The organism is Sphingobacterium sp. UBA5996 (assembly GCF_002429765.1).
GTDB lineage: Bacteria > Bacteroidota > Bacteroidia > Sphingobacteriales > Sphingobacteriaceae > Sphingobacterium.
In genome coordinates this window covers 115,398-134,460 of the sequence record NZ_DJAS01000012.1, presented here as the reverse complement: position 1 = coordinate 134,460, position 19,063 = coordinate 115,398, and the positions used below count along the sequence as shown (strand labels likewise).

13 protein-coding genes are annotated in these 19,063 nt (G+C 41.5%); 5 read left to right on the top strand and 8 right to left on the bottom strand.

What is annotated here, in order from left to right:
- Window positions 1–159: 159 nt before the first annotated feature.
- Window positions 160–1,113 carry a fasciclin domain-containing protein gene (locus B3E00_RS09385; RefSeq protein WP_209574249.1) on the top strand — a complete coding sequence of 318 codons (954 nt, stop codon included), beginning with the start codon at window positions 160–162 and terminating at the stop codon, window positions 1,111–1,113.
- 184 nt (window positions 1,114–1,297) lie between these two features.
- On the opposite strand, the gene B3E00_RS09380 is transcribed toward B3E00_RS09385, so the two are convergent.
- Window positions 1,298–1,699, bottom strand: coding sequence for a VOC family protein (locus B3E00_RS09380; RefSeq protein WP_293938275.1), 402 nt, complete (start codon window positions 1,697–1,699; stop codon window positions 1,298–1,300).
- Between the two features lie 24 nt (window positions 1,700–1,723).
- Entirely contained in the window at window positions 1,724–2,488 is a 765-nt protein-coding gene (locus B3E00_RS09375; RefSeq protein ID WP_293879126.1) for a DUF6597 domain-containing transcriptional factor, read from the bottom strand.
- A gap of 349 nt (window positions 2,489–2,837) precedes the next feature.
- On the opposite strand from B3E00_RS09375, the gene B3E00_RS09370 reads away from it, so the two are divergent.
- From B3E00_RS09370 to B3E00_RS09355, 4 genes are all read left to right on the top strand, one after another.
- Window positions 2,838–3,029 carry a DUF3606 domain-containing protein gene (locus B3E00_RS09370; protein ID WP_293879124.1) on the top strand — a complete coding sequence of 64 codons (192 nt, stop codon included), beginning with the start codon at window positions 2,838–2,840 and terminating at the stop codon, window positions 3,027–3,029.
- Window positions 3,030–3,062: 33 nt separating this feature from the next.
- On the top strand, window positions 3,063–5,762 hold the full coding sequence (gene ligD, locus B3E00_RS09365) for a DNA ligase D (protein WP_293879122.1): 2,700 nt from the start codon (window positions 3,063–3,065) through the stop codon (window positions 5,760–5,762).
- A gap of 41 nt (window positions 5,763–5,803) precedes the next feature.
- Entirely contained in the window at window positions 5,804–5,989 is a 186-nt protein-coding gene (locus B3E00_RS09360; RefSeq protein WP_209574231.1) for a hypothetical protein, read from the top strand.
- Window positions 5,990–6,249: 260 nt separating this feature from the next.
- A complete protein-coding gene (locus B3E00_RS09355) occupies window positions 6,250–7,404 on the top strand; it encodes a glycoside hydrolase family 88/105 protein (RefSeq protein ID WP_293879119.1) in 1,155 nt (384 codons plus the stop codon).
- Window positions 7,405–7,451: 47 nt separating this feature from the next.
- On the opposite strand, the gene B3E00_RS09350 is transcribed toward B3E00_RS09355, so the two are convergent.
- The 6 genes from B3E00_RS09350 to B3E00_RS09325 all read right to left on the bottom strand — a co-directional run bounded on the left by B3E00_RS09350 (window position 7,452) and on the right by B3E00_RS09325 (window position 19,059).
- A complete protein-coding gene (locus B3E00_RS09350; RefSeq protein WP_293938274.1) occupies window positions 7,452–8,855 on the bottom strand; it encodes a sialate O-acetylesterase in 1,404 nt (467 codons plus the stop codon).
- Window positions 8,852–10,534, bottom strand: a complete 1,683-nt coding sequence (locus B3E00_RS09345) for a sodium:solute symporter family protein (RefSeq protein WP_293938272.1) — start codon at window positions 10,532–10,534, stop codon at window positions 8,852–8,854. Before B3E00_RS09345 ends, B3E00_RS09350 begins: the two co-directional genes overlap by 4 nt.
- A gap of 20 nt (window positions 10,535–10,554) precedes the next feature.
- Window positions 10,555–12,843 carry an FAD-dependent oxidoreductase gene (locus tag B3E00_RS09340; protein WP_293879113.1) on the bottom strand — a complete coding sequence of 763 codons (2,289 nt, stop codon included), beginning with the start codon at window positions 12,841–12,843 and terminating at the stop codon, window positions 10,555–10,557.
- 147 nt (window positions 12,844–12,990) lie between these two features.
- Entirely contained in the window at window positions 12,991–14,019 is a 1,029-nt protein-coding gene (locus tag B3E00_RS09335; RefSeq protein ID WP_293889110.1) for a LacI family DNA-binding transcriptional regulator, read from the bottom strand.
- Between the two features lie 177 nt (window positions 14,020–14,196).
- A complete protein-coding gene (locus B3E00_RS09330) occupies window positions 14,197–15,948 on the bottom strand; it encodes a RagB/SusD family nutrient uptake outer membrane protein (protein WP_293938270.1) in 1,752 nt (583 codons plus the stop codon).
- Window positions 15,949–15,957: 9 nt separating this feature from the next.
- Window positions 15,958–19,059, bottom strand: coding sequence for a SusC/RagA family TonB-linked outer membrane protein (locus tag B3E00_RS09325; RefSeq protein ID WP_293938268.1), 3,102 nt, complete (start codon window positions 19,057–19,059; stop codon window positions 15,958–15,960).
- Window positions 19,060–19,063: the final 4 nt, after the last annotated feature.

The following is a 19,063-nucleotide window of genomic DNA, read 5'->3' as shown; positions in this document are numbered from 1 at the left end:
ATCGCATACAAAAGCTTTTTTTAGTTTATTTTGATACTAATAATATCGTATTAAAGCCTTAAAAATGATTTCTATGACAAATGTCAATTAATTTGGTTTATTATTAAACTATTTTGTTCTCTTGGTTGTTTGTAAATCAAAAGATTAAAAATTATAATTATGAAATTCAACAAGAACATCAAACGACTATCGAGTATGGCATCAGCCTTAATGGTATTCTCGATGATTACACTATCATGTAGTAAAGATGATGACAAGCAGATGGAAACAACAGGAACAATCTCTGCGATGGTATCCATGAACAAGGATTATTCCATATTAGCCTCTGCCGTGACAAAGGCTGGTCTGGGTGAAACGCTTTCTTCGACGGGACCATTTACAGTATTTGCTCCGAATAACGCTGCTTTCGAAAGCTCAGGGATGACTTCGGCAGATATTAGTAGTATGTCTGCGGAAAGCTTGAAATCTGTTTTGTTATACCATACACTATCCGCTAAAGTAGTCGCTTCTAGTGTACCCGCCGGCCCTAATGCAGAAGTAAAGACAGCAAACGGAAGCAATGTTTATGTCACTAAAAATAGTAAGGGTGTATTTGTAAATGGCTGGGCGGTAACCTCACCAGATATGATGGCTACGAATGGTGTAATTCATGGTATTTCTCATGTACTTATGCCCGCAACAAAAAATATAGTGGAACTTGCGACAGCTAATAGTGATTTATCCTTCTTAGTTGCTGCAGTGTTGAGAGCAAGTCAAGGAACGACAAATGTTGCTCAATTGTTGAGCGGATCAGGACCATATACAGTTTTCGCACCTACAAATCAAGCTTTTATCAACGCGGGTTTCAACACAATAGCTTCAATTAATCAAGCTGATCCCGCAGTACTGACAAAGATTCTAACCTATCATGTTCTTTCAGCTAGGGCGTTCTCTTCTGATCTTTCAGATGGACAGATGCTAAGTACCCTAAACGGTGAAAAAATCACGGTGAAATTGTCTGGAAAGGCAATGCTGAAAGGTAAAAGTAATACCAGTGAGGCCACAATAACTGGCGTAAACATGCTGGCAACAAATGGTGTCGTCCATGTAATTGATCAAGTTCTTCTTCCTTAATTTAGCTTTATGCTAGCTGCTAGTTTGGCCGCAGAGAATGAGATTCTTTGCGGCCAAAACTTTTTATATGCAGCATATAAATATATCCCGATGTGAATTACTTCCAATGAGGAAGTTTATTTTTAATAAACCCGGCCGAAATCTTATTAATAAATATGTTCAACGGATCAGAATTTAGCGGTCATTATACATCTTCATGGGCAGCCTGTTCATAATTGAAAGGATTTACGCTAATTTCAATCATTAGATTCTCAAAGTAGCAATAAAATCCGAATGTATTTCTGATTTTTTTTGGCGCTGCATCAATTTTTAATTCGTCGTTGTTTTTTAAAAGTTCGAAAATGTTTTGGACTGCAATTTCGTTGTCTTGATAAAACCCAATATGGAAATTCTTAGGATATTGTGGTACATCTTTCTCTTTGTTCAATTCTTGTCCCCAAATTACAAGTACAAAATTATTGTTATCCTTCAGTACCGCCATTTTACTATTGCGGTTGACCATTAAATTGAATTTGAAAATATCTGTCAATAAATTAACGGCTTTATCGACATTCTTTACGACAAGATTGATATGATTAATACTCATTTTTTTGTTGATTTACAGACAAAATTAGCGATCGTTTAATACACTCAATTGGATAAATCGGTCGTTTTCATTTTTATGTAGTATAGTTGGTCTTACCCCTGAGAATTTCTTTATCTGTCTAATGAAATGGGATTGATCTACATAATTGAGTTCCGGATAAAATATGCCGACTTTTAATTGTTTTAGGGAGTTTGAAAAACGAATAATATTGATGTAAGATTTTAATGGAATCCCAAACCAGTGGTTGAAATAGCGGTTCATCTGCCTGTTGCTCCAAATAATCTTATTAGACAGTTCTTCCACCGTCATTTGGCCTTTTGATAGGTAGATATGTTCGAATAGTTTTTTTTTCCTCACATCTATCTTGTTTTCGAGTTGCTTTTCGAATATGTTACAGGCTTTGGTGTAAAAGTTTCCAAAATCTGCAAGATCATTTTTGCCAAATCCCAAATAATCATTTGCCAGTACTAGCCTTTGGTTTCTTAATTTTTCGAAAGACTGCTTAAAAATATACTCAGCGGCCAACGGATAAAAACTTATGGCAAACATCGTCGATTTCGGATAGGGCGGTTTTAAAATGGGTTTATCACAGACTCCTGAAATGAAGATCTGGAAATTATTGTTTTCTTCCATCAAGAGAAATAAATCTATTTTTCCGTCAGGTATGATAATGCCTTCATCTATCTTATCCGAATGATTTTTCAACATCCAAATACTTTCGATTACCGCAGCAAGTGCTGGAGGCGGGGCTAAAGATGTATATTCCAGTGCATATTTAGGTAAATTCATACTGATAATCCATACAAAACAACATGTTGCAAAAGCAATATCCAACATACACGTTTTTTATTAGCAAACGTAGTGTATAAAAGAACGTAGTATCTTTTCAACAGCAAGTTACAAATTAAATGCTGCTTCTGTTAAAATTCAATATAACATTCCAAGTTAGCTTTAGTCGTACGGAAAATACAATTAGGCCAGCAATAGCGAGCAATACTTTCATGTATGCTTTCCTTAAGCGCAATTCTTTAAAAACCTTTTCACTTCGACGTTTGTGTTATATCAAAATTGAACGTATCGCGAATTGAAATCTAGGATTTTTCAATCGCCAAAAGAAAAGACACTAAAACAAAATACCATGGCAGATAATAAATCTAAAAAAGGGAAATCCGACAGAAGCAAAGTAAGCGGATCAGAACAATACGAAATTCAATATTTTAAGAATAAGATGGGGGTGAGCAGTCAAGCTGTTGTTGGCGCGATACGGGCGACCGGATCGAATGAAAGAAAAGTTCTTGAAGATTATTTGAAGAAACGGCACGGAAAATAAACGTTATTTTCAATATACTTAAATACAGTAGTTATGGGACTGTCTAAATATCGCGAAAAGCGTTCCGAGGAGAACACCCCAGAACCATTTGGAGGAAAGCCAAACGGAAAGGAACTTCGGTTTGTAATCCAAAAACATGATGCTTCACATCTACATTACGACTTTCGTCTTGAAATGGGCGGTGTTCTGAAAAGTTGGGCAGTTCCTAAGGGCCCATCAATGGATCCAAGTGTCAAACGCCTCGCTGTGATGGTGGAGGATCATCCCTATGATTATCGAAGTTTTGAAGGTACAATCCCTAAAGGACAATATGGCGGAGGCACGGTTATCGTTTGGGATGAGGGATACTATGAACCGGCTGATGGGAGCGTCAAGGATATCTCCAAACAAGAAAAAGATTTCTTACATCAACTTCATTCTGGCAAGCTTAAATTTAAGCTTAACGGTAAAAAGCTTAACGGCGAGTTTGCTCTTGTTAAGGCTCATGGGAGGGGAGATAATGGTTGGCTTTTAATGAAGCTGGAGGATCAATATGCTAGCAATAAGGATATTACTGAAAACGATAAATCGGTGATATCGGGTAAAACTATTCAGCAAATGGAAAGGTCACCTGATAAAGTATATGGTGAAAATATCATTAAGAAAAACAGCACAGTAAAAGACAATCGTTCGACTAAAGACAAGGCATCCAAACTAATCAACGATCAGTTGGAAGCTGTTCCAAAGCATAGCGCTAAAAGCAAGAGGAATCTTCAGACCTTAGTAAAAAATGCGCCCGCAAAGAAGTTCTATTCTCATATAGAGCCTATGCTCGCTACACTTGTGGATAAGCCGTTCGATGATGAAGGATGGGTATATGAAGTTAAATGGGATGGCTACAGGGCAGTTGCTTTTATGAATAAGGGTGAAGTTGAACTAAAATCCCGTAATGACAAAAGCTTTAATGAAAAATTCTATCCGATCTATGAGCAATTGAAGACTCTTAAATTAGACGCCATCTTGGATGGAGAAGTGGTCGTTTTAGATAAAAATGGCACAGCTAGTTTTGGAGCGCTACAAAACTGGCGCAGCGAAGCGGATGGTGACCTCGTTTATTACGTTTTTGATATCTTATGGTATCAGGGCCACGATTTGAAGGACATGCCATTGCTTGAGCGTAAATCAATTTTGAAAGAAGTTCTTCCTGAGAGCAACAGCATTCTAGTCAGCGAACACTTTGAAACTTCCGGAATTCATTTTCTGGAAGAGGCCAAGAAATTGGGGCTTGAAGGGATTATGGCAAAGCGGAAGGATAGTTTATATCATGTTCACAACCGTTCCAAAGACTGGTTGAAAATTAAAGCGAACAAAAGGCAGGAAGTCGTCATCGGTGGTTTCACTTTGAATGATGATTCCAGTAAATTGTTCAGTAGTTTATTAGTCGGTATTTATGAAGGTAAAAAATTGATTTATACCGGAAAAGTGGGTACTGGTTTCAATGTAAAACTTCAAAAGGAGATGATGGAACTATTTAAGCCGCTGATTGTTTCTAAAGCGGCTTTCTCTGAAGAACCCGACGTTAATAAGCCTTCGAGGTTTAGACCAAATCCGCCACATGCTACTGTGACATGGCTTAAACCGGAACTTGTATGCGAGGTGAGTTTTACGGAGTTAACCAGCGATGGTATTATGCGTCATCCCTCGTTTAACGGAATGCGAGAAGACAAACGTGCTAAAAATGTTATTCTTGAAGATGAGGCTCCTACTGAAAAAATGGTCGATCATATGGAAGATAAAATAGTTTCGTCAAGAGTGAAGGGGCAGCGGAAGAGCCTCTTAAATCCCTCGGATAAAACCCAGGTCAGAAAGGTAAACAAACATGAATTGAAGTTTACCAATCTGGATAAGGTTTTTTGGCCGAAAGAGGGAATAACAAAAAGAGACCTCATCAATTACTACTATCAGGCAGCTCCATTTATATTACCTTATTTAAAGGATCGGCCGCAAAGTATGAATCGATTTCCCAACGGAATTGAAGAAGATGGTTTCTACTTTAAGAACGTGACCGATATGGCGCCAGACTGGGCGGAAACTTATCTTTACCACAGTGAAGCTGATGAAAAAGACCGTCATTATCTTGTTGGGAAGGATGACGCTACACTACTTTATATGGCGAATCTTGGCTGTATAGAAATGAATCCCTGGAGTAGTACTGTGAAGAAGCCTGACAATCCATCGTTCTGTATTATAGACCTTGATCCGGATAAAAATTCTTTTGATCAGGTTATTGAGGCTGCACAGGTCACAAAGCACATATTGGATGATATGGGGGTATCGAGCTATTGTAAAACCAGCGGTTCTACGGGGCTTCACATCTATATCCCGCTTGGCGGGAAATATACTTACGATCAATCCAAAGAGTTCGCCCGGGTTATCGTTACCCTGGTTCATCATGAGCTTCCTAAATTCACGAGCTTGGAGCGATCCATAAAAGATCGCAAGGGCAAAATGTATCTTGATTTTCTGCAGAATAGGCCTCACGCAACAATTGCGGCAGCCTATTCCGTTCGTCCTAAACCCGGAGCCACTGTGTCGATGCCATTACACTGGGAGGAAGTGAAAAAAGGTTTAAAAATAAGTGATTTTCATATTTTAAACGCCATTGAGAGGATGCGAAGTGAAGGAGATATTTTTAAACCGGTATTGGGAAAAGGTATCAATCTAAAAAGTATAGTAGATAAACTTTCCAAATAACGGTTTCATTTTCAGTAATCTATAATTTTAAATTAATCATTATGAACGTAAAACGTTTTTTTGGGACAGTATTAACTGTTCTTGGTATTGTCGGTTTAATTTATACCGGATATGAACTTATCAATAAAAGTGCTGCCTATACTACTTTAGGCGTAATTGGTGTATTGGGATTAATCTTCTTTTTCGCTGGTATAGGCCTTGTAAAGAATACCAAAGATGAGGCCTAAGTATAAAAACAATTTTATGAAACCGTTCCCAATAATTGGGAACGGTTTCATAAAATTTAATCATAACCTATGCCTAAAATCCTGAAAGCCTTTATCTAATTTAGGATAACTAACGTATCTATGTCATTTTGCTTGGACATTTCAAACATTCCTGCACATGATCTGAAATCACCATAAAGTATGAAACTAAAGTATCCGTTTTACTGTCGGTGATTATATAGAATGTTGCTGTTGGTCAATCTTTAAAAAAATATAATTTAATGAAAATAAGGCGTTTTATTGCGTTGGGTATCTTAGGGCTTTATCCGGGGCTATCAGCATCTCAGGTTCCCACACGCGCTATGGATGTGCGAAAAGAAGAAAAAGTGTTTGTTGTTAGGCGGTATTTGGATCGGGTCGCCTCATGGCAGTTGGACAGTATCGAACATAATGGGCTCCGTCATGCTGGCCGTGAATGGACTTCAGCAACTTTATTTACGGGCCTGATAGAGATGACAAAGCAGTCAGGCGGTGCGCGTTATGCCAAGTATCTCGAGTCGGTAGGCGAGCAGTTTGCTTGGAAAATGTATGCGGACAACTATCGGTATTATGCGGACAATTATTGTGTTGGGCAGTTGTATACCTGGAAGTATACTCGCGATAAAAATATCGATTACATAGCAGATTTCGTCAGGTTGGCTGATACATTGGTAAGTCGTCCACATAGCGAATCATTGGCTTGGAAAAATAATATTGCACTGCGAGAATGGGCTTGGTGCGATGCCTTATTTATGGGACCACCGGCACTTTCGTCAATTTATAAAGTGACGGGCAATCTACAGTACCTTGATTTGGTAGACACTTTATGGTGGAAGACGACAAATTATCTTTACAATCCCAAAGAGCGTTTGTTCTATAGAGATCAAAGTTATTTTGATAAAAAGGAAAGCAATGGTCAGGACGTCTTCTGGTCTAGGGGAAATGGCTGGGTTTTGGCTGGGCTGGTTCGTGTCTTGAATGATATGCCAAAAGATTACAAAAGCCGCGCGAGATGGGAAGATCTCTATCGTAGCATGGTAAAGCGCATTGCTTCTTTGCAACAGCATGACGGTTATTGGCGGACGAGCCTTTTGGATCCTGAACGCTATCCAGCTAAAGAAACCAGCGGTACAGCACTATTTACGTATGCAATAGCGTGGGGGATAAACAATAAAGTCATTCCTTCAAAAGATTATGAAACTGTCGTATGGAAAGGTTGGAATGCACTTGTTAATGCGGTTCATCCCGATGGAAAACTGGGCTATGTGCAGCAAGTAGGTGAGGCTCCAGGCGAAGTAAACTACGATGATACGGAAATTTACGGCGTGGGCGCATTTCTTTTGGCTGGTCATGAGTTATTGAAACTCGCAGAAAAAAGTAGCGCTACAGGAAAATAAATAATTGTAGGTAATAGGTAGGTAGGAAAAATTGGTCGTAGCGTTGTCTACGGCCAATCATCCGAGCGAAAAGACGCTACAGGAATACCTTCCGTACGATAAAGTTCTCCGAAACACCAGTCATGAAAAGCGTAGCGCACGGCGACGGGTGCTTTCACGGCAGTTGAAGTTACGGCAATACGGTTATTTTGCAGTATGGCTATTGCCGGATGAAAGATTTGATCGGCGCCAGCGAGTTCAAATTGGGTTAATGATTTTCCATAGCTTGTGATACCTAAGGGACAATGCTTCAATGAAACAAGTACTGTATCATGGAGGATGACGATTTTATCCAACGTTGGCGTTTGATAAACGATTCCATTTTTTTGATAATGGCTACCCAATGCCCAGCTTGCCAATCGTTGTGCAACAATGGTTTTATTGGCTGGATGGATATTATGCATTTCACCTCCATCTATGGTAGAAGCCATTCCCGCATTGGACAAGCTGTCTTGCGTTTTGAGTTGTATTTCGCGAAGGCGTGGTAATAAAACTCCCTGTCCACCGGCATATTGCATTGGAGCGATCTCTACATAGTAAAAAGGCCATTCTCCTATATCCCAACTCTTTCTCCAATCACGGATCATATTGGTCTGTAAAATGTTATAATCATAATAATTATATCGGTTTTGTTCGCCTTGGTACCAAATTACACCTGCAATTCGAAATCCGATTAGTGGACAGATCATCGCATGATAAAGATTGCCCGGCTGTTGGTGGACTTGTTTTCCAATCGCTCTATTGGGTAATTTTTGTTGTCTTAGAGATCTTTCTACAAGCGATGGCCGCATCCATGCTTCAATTGGTGAGCCACCCCAAGTGGTTTGAATTATGCCTATGGGCACATTAAGGTGCTGCTGTAGATACTTTGCAAATTGGTAGCCCACCGCACTAAAATTAGCTACCGACGCCGCATCTGCTACAGACCAATTTCCGTTTAAATCAAACGCTGCAGTTTCGGCATGCGCTCTTTCTACTCGAAAGAGACGAATCTGGTCATTGGGTGACGCTAACAGCAATTCTGCCGCATGTAGAATAGGTTGGCCATAGTAGCCCTTCATGGGCATGTCCATATTGGACTGACCGGAGCATATCCAAACCTCGCCGATCAAAACATCGTGCAATGTAATTTTCTCTTCTTGTTGTATTTGTATGTTATAAGGCCCACCTGCTTTTGGAGTTTCTATCCATAGCGACCAATTTCCATCTTGATCTTTAGCTGTTTTATAGCTCTTGCCATCCCAGGAAGTTGTCACCTGTATTTTCTTTTTTGAGGTGCTCTTCCCCCAGATCTTGACTTGACTTGATTGCTGCAATACCATATTATCAGCAAAAAAATTTGGTATGGTTAACGCTGCAAAGCTTAGTTGACAAATGAATAAGCTGCATATAAGGGCGATGATATATTTCATGTATTGAACTTTTTATTCCGTGTAAGATTTGCTATAAATCCAGCAATGATCAACACAGCCAATCCTACAGTCATGACCATGTACGAGAACTGCGAAGTTAATGCACCAAGAATCATAATTCCGATCCCGACTACTGCCATAGAAGCGGCAATAACCCTAATTCCAAATCGATTCTGCTGCTCGGTGTCATCATTTCTTATATCGAAGTTTTGGGTAATGCAATTGTTCGTTTTGACCGTCATAGGGACTAGGACATGTTGCGCCACTTGACCTGTTGAAAGATAGTACAACTCAAAAGTAGTTAATATAAGGATTGGAATTCCCATGCCGAATGTAGTTTCCATCGTTAAATTTAGCTTCAATCCTAATACGCCTGGTGCAATTGTTTTTAAAAATAGATTGACAAACAAGGAAATGATCGTGGCACATATGACCGAAAATCCGGTTTGTCTTTTTGAGAATAAGCTCCATATAATGGGCGCGAAGAGGGCCCCGCCGGCGATGGATGCAGTGCTCAGTACAACATTGACGATCCCTCCCGCAGATGGTATCCACATGGCAATTAGGATGGTACCTATGCCAAAGATCAACGTAAATAATCTTGCTACGGTAATAACCGATTTTTCAGAAGCTTCGGGCCTGATTAGGTTCTTATATATATCTTGGGCAAATACTGTCGCGGCCATATTTATTGTGGTGTTCGCTTTACTTGACGTGGCCGATACCATCCCTGCCAAAACCAAGCCGATAAGTCCTGCAGGCATGACCTTTTGGATAAGCATCATATAGGCATCTTCCACCTCGAGTCCGCCCAGATTAGGATTAATAATGCGATAGATCATCGGCGGAAGCATCCAAATCAGTGGACAGATAAAGTATAGGATGCTAAAAATACCCGATACTTTTTTTGATTCTTTTGCCGACCCTACACTGGTATAGCGTTGTACATAGGACCAATTCCCGCCAAGATAGAATGTCTGGTATACAATAAAAGCCAGCATAAAACCAACGGTATATTCTTCATTAAAAGGTTTGAAAAAATCTTTGGGCGCCTCGCGGACCAAGGTTTGAAAGCCACCAATTTCACTGAATGCAATTGGAATCACGATGACTACTGCAGCTGATAATATAACGAATTGTACCACATCCGTCACCAAAACGGCCCATAACCCACCCGCAGCGGTATACAAGATGATAATGAGTCCAATGATCACAATACACAGATTTACCGGCAAATCAGCCGCTACGTGAACCATTTTTCCTACGGGATAAAGAACTGCGGCGGTAGTGAATAAGCTTAAAAGCAAAGTCATATAGGTATAAAACTGCTTTTCCTTCTGACCAAAGCGTTTTCCTATATATTCTGCGGCAGTTGCCACACCTGTTTTTTTCCATCTTGAAGCGATAAAAAGGGTGACAAGCAGACCGCTAATAGCCATCGTCAATTGGATGGCATTTGCGATTAGTCCGTGTGTGTAAGCAATCGATCCCCAGACTACAAATGTGCCTGCGGAAAAATAACTTATGAAAAGAGACAGTCCATTGATCCACCAGGGTGTTTCACCACCTGCTTCAAAAAAAGCTTGTCCAGTCTTACTTCCTACCCGTGTAAAAGTGAGTCCAATAGCAAAAATCAATAGGCTAAAAATGCCCATCACGATATAGTCTAACTGTATCATTCTATAGTTCTTTTAAAAGATCATTTATTTTTTTCGAAGCAACGAATATCAAATAGCGATGCCGGCACATGATCTGACGGGTGTAGCATTTGTATACTAAGGCGTTCAGTGCGTATCGGTTCGGGGAAGGTAATCCGGTTTAATGTCCTAAAGTTATCAGCTGTTGAATATATAATCTTACCTGAGGAATCTTTGATGTTATATGCGCGCACACAAAAAGGCATTATGTTTTCTGGGTGACTCATTAATACCGATTCCATGGCATGGTCAAAGTCCGTGTCAAACCACAGATCTATGCGAGCGATTTCCTGCGGATTATCCCAATCGAGCACAACGGTAGGTGTCTTATCTTCAGGGTGTGCAACCCAAGCATTTGTAGTCGTTACCGGTCTATTCACGCCATTTTTCAGTTGATTACTTGCAAAAGTATCTATTTGCTGTTTGAAAGTTACAGCTATGTTTTGTCCATCGGGTCTGCGCTGTGGGCACCAGAATTCAAATTCGTCTACACCAACACCAGTAATTGGTATTTGCTTTCCATTGTTGGATACTGCTTTGTTAAAAGAGTTAAATACGGACATTACGCCTGTTACACGTTGATCTGTATAGCCCAATTGTATGTAAGGGTTAGATTGGAAAGTCAGAAAGACATATCCATCAGAAGCTAATGGTGTATCAAAATCAATGTCGATTGAAGTGGTTCCCTTGGTAAGTGGAATCGTGCGTGTCGCAAGCGTAATGTCTGGAGTGAAATTTCCAGCTTTCTCCGATATCCGTATCGATGTCTCCAAGACGGTATCTTGAAGTACTTGCAGGGCTAGTTGGAAAACTGGAAGTTTCCCTTTTTTCATGGGGAGCAGCTGCGCTGATGGTATAGTCAGCGGCTTCCATAGACTGACGTCACCAAAACCAGTAAACGGTAATTCACTGGAAGTACTGATTTGCGCCTGGAGTGCAAGATCATGCTTTTCGCGTAAGGCCAAAGACGGAATATGCTGACCTTCTGCCATTAAACGTTGTTGCAGTTGATGCATATTATTGTCTAAGGTCAGTTGCTGGGGTGACAGCTGGAGTTCCTTGCACAGCGCTGCTGCCATACCTACAGCTTGACCGACATAAGCACAGGTTGCCATAACTCGCGTGGCGCCAAACGCAACATGACTTACGCTGATTATACGTCCGGTCAGAAATAGATTACGAATATTTTTGCTATATAGGCTTCTATAGGGGATATCGAATATTCCCTTGCTATGCCATTGGTTACAGCCTGGCAGTTCACTATAGACGCCGTCGGCGGGATGCAAGTCGATTGACCAGCCGCCATATGCAACCGCATCTGGATGCTGACGCTGTTCAACGAGATCCTGTTGTATCATCATATAGTCTCCTTCAAAGCGCCTACTCTCACGTTTTCCAGGTATCATTCCTACCCATTCCAAGGTAAGTGTTTCGGATTCGGGAAAATTTCCGGAGTTTTTGATATAATTCCATACTCCATAGATGATTTTCCATAGTTCCCATTTGATGGTTTCAGTATCATGTACAGTATCCAAACGTCCTCCATACTCCACCCACCATAGTTTACAGCCATGTTCGTTCGCTTTAAACTGTTTAAATCGCGGGATTTGACTGATCTCTTTAAGAGCGAAGGTAGGAGGGATAAATGAAACAGGCATCCCCGTATCCTTGGTATAGAAATATAAAGAATGGCCCAGTAACTCGCCATATTCCTTACTCGGCGCCATACCTTCACCAAATTCCTCTCTACTTTCAGCGCCCATACGGAATGCAGCTCCTGCGAGAAAACCGACTATACCATCTCCAGAAGCATCGCAAAATAACGGCGAGTGGAAGGTGTACAGGGTCGAATTCTGGCTACAGAAAGCGCTTACACTCTCTATTTGGTCTGCAGCAGATTTTTCGACATGGTATACAGCTGTATTTAGGAAGAGACGAATGTTTTTTTCCTGATTTACTTTATCCATCAGGATCATATCTAAGATGATTGGGTTTCCTTGTGGATTTCGATAGGTGTTTTCAACCAGAATTTCGTCGATTACGCCACCTTCTCTGGACCAGCGATTATTGTTACCCATATGTGAGGTGGCCCCTAACATCCAAAGGCGAACTTCGCTGGAGGCATTGCCGCCTAGGACGGGTCTATCTTGTATCAAGATTACGTTTAAACCTTGACGCGCGGCAGTAATGGCGGTGCAGATACCCGACATCCCTCCACCTGTCACGACGAGATCGCTATCGTATTGGATATGTTTTAGCTTTCTTTTTTCTTGCGTGTTACTAGTAATCATGGATATAACTGGAATTAAGTGCTATCATTCGTTAAGACCAAATTTATCCATTCTGAGAGTAGGAGCTGGTACACTTTGCTGTAAAATTTCCATGGGAACGCTCCCTATATTTGGGAACGCTCCCGTGTTCGTTGCTGTTTTTGGGAATCACTCTCCGGATCGTACAGTAGAATCACGTACCATGAGCTTAGCTTCCATTGTACGGATGATTGGCTTCCATTCTTCAATATCTTTTCCGATCAATCCCAATAGGAGTTCCATCGCTGTCTTGCCTATTTCCCGTACAGGCTGTGCAACTGTAGTGAGGCTAGGTTCGGCGAAGCTTGAACCATAGTTGTCACTGAATCCGACCACAGCAATATCTTCAGGAATACGTTTATTCATTTTTTTGATTATCTGCATAGCTTCTATTGCGGTGGGATCATTCACAGCGAAAATACCATCTATGGGATTTTCTAGTTCCACAAGAAATTTAACAAACATCTTGATTTTATTTAAGCTGAGGTCTGAGTCAATAATTAAATCCTGTTCGATCGGAATACCATGTTTGGTCAAAGCATCACAATATCCATTGAGCCTTTTTTGACTAATACTGAGTTGTCTGGGGCCTGCTAAATGTGCTATTCTGCGCCTTCCCAGGCTGATGAGGTGCTCCACCGCATGGAATGCGGCATCGTAATCATTGACCACGACCTTGGGGACCATAATTTCATTGCAAACCCTATTGAAGAACACAATCGGAATTTTTTTGCGAATAAATACTTTCCAGTGATCATAATTCAGTGTTTCCTTTGTCAATGAAACCATTACTCCATCTACACGATTGGCCAACATGACCTTAGCATTGGCAACTTCGGTCGCATAGCTTTCATTACATTGCGATATCAGTACCGAATAGCCATGTTTGCTAGCCTCTTCTTGCGCACCAACGACAACTTGTGGAAAAAAAGAGGTAGAGAATTCAGGTAAGACAATACCGATCGTGTTGGTCTTGTTCGTGATGAGGCTTAGTGATTGCATATTGCGCTGATAATCTAATTTCTGAGCCAGTTCCAAGATTTTTTGGCGCGTTTCTGCCTTTACATTGGCATGGCCGGTAAGGGCGCGGGATACGGTGGATTTTGAAATATTTAGTTCGTTGGCAATATCAACAATAGTTATCTGATCACTTTTCATAGAAATAAGCGTTGGTCTCGATTTATAATGAGCTTTAAAAATAAGATATGTTTATGATAAAGTGAACAATTTTAATTTTTAGCGTTGGGACCCTGTCCATCTTTCGGGGATTTATTGAAGTAAAGGTGCATGTAATGACATTTGCACCTTTACTGCTGTAGATTGGCTAACTAGTTGTTAATAACCGGGATTTTGTCTCATCAATGGCATTTTTTGAATTTCACTCAATGGAATTGGTAGGAGGTACATTGCTTTCCTAAAGTTTAACGGTCGTAAAGCTGAACCCACTAAGTAGGTAAAGGTATTACCATTGCGTGTGATAATTATTGTTTTGTTAAAGCCCTTGAGCACATTTTCTGCGATCATCCAGCGCCGGATATCATTAAAGCGATGATCTTCAAAAGCCAGTTCGATTCGTCTTTCATTTTGAATGACTATGCGCATCTGCTCGACATTCATCCCTACCTTCAAACCATACATGCGGTCAGAACCCGGAAAAATTCCTGCTCTTTCACGTAATTCTTTCAGCTTGTCATAAGCTCTTTCCGGGAATCCAGCTTCGTTGATCGCTTCAGCATAATTGAGTAAAATTTCTGCATAGCGAATCAGGGGCCATCCGCGTTCGGTAGAACCTGCCGTATTGGTGGCTAGATTTTCGTCCAGCATTTTTCTGCTGTAATAGCCCGTGGAGTAATTGTTGGGTGTATAGGCATCGTTTGTGGGGTTGGCAGGATTCGAGCCGTTGCTCATATACGTATAGATTGTAGTCTTTGGACCGGTGTTGGATACATAGGATAATCCATTATAAATAATGGAATAGTCGAATCGCGGATCCCGATTTGCATAAGGGTTGTTGGGATCGTAGAGCGTACTTTCGTTCGTTGGTTTACCATCTCTCATGGGAAATGCAGCGACTAGATTGTGCGTTGGTTTCATCACTGAGCTGCCTGAACGGGTGGGGGGTAAGTAATAGGCCTCCAGCTCTTTCTGTGTTGTGCGATTGTAGGCGAGGATATATTCACTGTTTATTCGTTTGAGGAATACTTGATAAAAACCGTTGCCGGGGCGAGTCTCGTTATCTACATTGAGCGCATATTTGTGACTACTAATTACCGCTTCAGCAGCAGTTGCGGCATTTTGCCAGCGGTTTTTGTCATAGTTTGGGTATCCTACTAGGGCACTAAGTTCGGCCGTTGCCTCGCTACTTAGTCCACCGTTGAAGAGTGGGCTTGCTGCGTAGAGCAGTACGCGTGATTTTAAAGCCAGGCAGGCTCCATTGGTAATCCGGCCAAAGTCGATATCTCTGTAGACCACGGACGCGAGAGTCGCTGCTGCGGCATCCAATTCTTGTACAATATAATTGATGGATTCTTCAAACGTGTTACGTGGAAGGTCAATAAGATCATTGATTTCGAATACGCGATCACCTACAAGGGGTATACCGCCAAAGGCGGCAACCATATTGTAATAATAGAAGGCGCGTAGGAAGCGTGCTTCTGCAACCATCCTTGTTCGGGTAGCGGGCGTAAATGGCGCATTCGGAAGCTTTGTCAACAGTAAATTTACGCGACGAATATTGGTATAGGGGGTATTCCACAGATCTTTGTTCGCAGCAAAGCCCGTGAGTACATTGCTGGGGGCTATTACACCTTGCGCATAAGCATTTCCCCAGACCGAGACATTATTATTACCCTCGGCATTATCCGTAGCCAATTCCATGTTGCCGGAGCCACCAGCGGCCGAGAAACGATAGGGGTCAAAGCTATAGCCCATGTCCTGATAAATTCGATTTAGAAAACCGAGTGTCCGAACGCTGTCGGTAAAGACATCTTCAGCAGAAATGCCTACAGTTTTATCATCCAAGAATTTGGAGTTTTGACAAGAGTATATGATGCTTGTCAATGCAATTAGAAATATAAATATCTTCATGATTGTGCTTTAAAAAGTTACATTTAAACCGAAGTTGAAAATACGCGTAGGGGGGTATGGTAGGTCTGCAGATGATTCCAGCACTTCGGGGTCTAAATTGTATAGTTTGTCTAGCTTTGTCCATGTGAATAGATTGTAGCCGCTGCTATAGATGCGTAATTGTTTTATTTTAAGTTTTTGAAGTACATTTGCAGTTAGTGTATAACTAATCTCAGCGGTTTTAAGTCGGATATAATCGCCTGGTATAGCCCAGAAGTCCGAATACCAATCCCTTGGGCTTTGGCTCAGCCCACTTGTATATACTTGCGGATATTTGGCCGCGTTTCCTAATTCTGGTGTCCAATGTTGCAGGTGTATCGGGAGTGCTTTGCTGGCGTTGTGATGGATAACAGCACCTTCGGCGCTAGCGACGAAATTGGCAGCTCCCTGAAAGAGCACGGTAACATTAAAATTTTTGTAACCGGCACCCAATGTAATTCCATAGGTTGTATTAGGCAGGTTTGTATAGCCAAAAAAAGATTGGTCACTCGCGTTTATAATCCCGTCCCCATTCAAATCTTTGTATTTCAAATCCCCTGGGCGGCCGCCTGCGGGTTTGGCTACAGTAGGATCCGCAATTTCTTCGGTTGTGTAAAACTCGCCTGTCCAACTATATTTCAGCTTGGCTCCAATTGCTTGGCCGGTTTGTTTTTGATAAGGGTATAAGGGTACTGGTTCGTCTCTAAACAACACCTTGTTTTTCGCCAACGAATAGGTGCCTTTTACAGTGTATCGCCAATTGTCCTGAATTTGGCCTGTATAGCCTAATTCGACTTCCCAACCTTTATTATTGGTTTTCCCTAAGTTGACGTTAGGCAGCGTTTGGCCGAATACCGCTGAAACAGCGCCTCTGCTGGTGAGGATATCAAAGCGATTGTTGTCAAAATAGTCAATGGTTGCTGTTAACTTGCGATTTAAAAAAGCTAAATCAAGACCGATATCCATTTTCTTTTCTTTCTCCCAGGTTACCTGGTTATTTCCTAGGGCACCCTCTGCCGCGGTGACATAGCTGTTGTTGTTAGCTTCGCCAAATAATCCTGAACCGCTGCCGATACTGTAGTTTTGAAGATAGGCATATACTCCACCGGTATTGTCTACGCCGGTTAGACCATAGGAGCCACGCAGCTTGAAAATATCAATAAAGGGAAGTTTTTGTTTAACAAGTTTTTCTTCCGCGATGTTCCATCCGATAGAGGCTGCAGGAAAGAAGCCAAATCGACGTTCTTTCGCAAATCGATCGGATCCATTGTAAGCGCCGCTGATCTCAAATAGGTATCTATTCTGGAAGTCGTATCCTATACGTGCTGTATAGCCCCGGAAATTCTCCGGAATAAAATTATAATCTTTGGCACCTGTTGCGCTTTTACTATTTTGGTTGTATAATACCAGTGCGGATAGATGGTGTGCGTGTGCAAAACTACGGCTGTAATTCAGCATGGCCTGCAAGGTGATTGCGTAATTGGTACTTCCGGCGCCATAGTTTAAGGTTGGCGTTGCGATACGATAGACATTATCCTGACGCCCGAACGAATAGGAATCTGTTGTCGGATCATAGATATACGATGGGAAACCACCGCCGGCGGTAGGACGTTGTAAAGAACGGTTGTAAGCGTAGTCGTTGCGGTAGGCTATTGTTCCTTTGAAAGACAGCCCCTGTGTAATGAAGTTCAATTTCTGATTTGCGGAGGCTGCCAGATTCATATTATTATTGTGGGTACGATAGTAACCGTTGTACATCAAACGACCAATGAGATTGTTGTTATTTCTGCCGGCAGAATTTCTCTGCCACACGCTATAGCCTAGACTACCATCTGGATTGAATAGGGGATAGTTATAAGGCGCGGTCTCGGCCGTACGGCTGAGATCGCTAAAAATATTGTCGTTAGCACTGGCATTGTTGCGATTGGTTTCACCTAGGCTACCGAAGAAATCAAAACGCACATCGAGGTCATTATTCACTTTTAAATCTATGTTTGAGCGATAGTTATATCGTTTATAATAGAATTTACTGTTCAGGTCTTCGCTGAAATCCTTTAGTTGTCCACCTTGGTTCAAATACCCTACAGATACGTAATATCTTGCGCGGTCTGTACCACCTGTTACATTCAGTGTATTTGTCGATTGCGGTGCAAATTTGCGTAATAGGATTTCCGTCCAGTCGTTATTGGGGTGTGTATAGGGAGAAGTTCCGTCTTTGAACAATTTTAGATCTTCATCTGAGAATTGCGGTTTAAAATTTGCGTTCGGATTCAAGTTATTTGTGTTGACCTGGGACTCGACCAGGAGTTTGGCTGATTCGTAGGCGTCTAAAAATTTGGGTGTCCGGGTTAATTGACTCAGTGCATATTCAGTCTGAAAGTTGATTTGAGGCTTGCCCGACTTTCCTCGTGTTGTTGTTACTAAGACAACTCCGTTAGCACCTTTGATACCGTAAATGGAGGTTGTTGCAGCATCTTTGAGGATACTGATGGATTCGACTTCATTTGCATTTAGGGTTTGGAATTGTGCATAAGTGAACTCGATGTCATCAACAATAATAAGCGGTTGGTTGTTACCGGTATAAGAACTTGTTCCACGAACATAGAACGTGGCACCATCGTTTCCTGGTTGTCCTGAGCGCTGCTGACTGGTAAATCCTGTTAAACGGCCCGCCAACGTATTTTGTAAGCTAGGTGATGGGCTTTGCCGAATTTCATCACCACTAATGGAGCTTACAGCGCCTGTAAGCGTTTTTTTTGTAGTTTTACCATACCCCACCACGACGACTTCATCGATTTCCTGCTCACGCGCCACTAATTGGATGTTAATTGTGTTTGTTCCCTGCACGTCTACCTCCTGGCGTAAATAACCAAGGTGGTTGACTACAATCGTCTCACTGCTGATATTTAATTTAAAGCGGCCGTTTTCATCCGTGCGTGTTTGGCGATTTGTTGCATTTTTATCTGTAATTGTCACATCTTTGAGGGGACCACTGCTTCCGCGAACGGTGCCTGTCAACTGTCTTTCCTGGCTGAGAGCAGTTGAGCAGGTAATCGTGGTTAGGCCAATGAGATAATATATTAAGTTTTTCATTTTA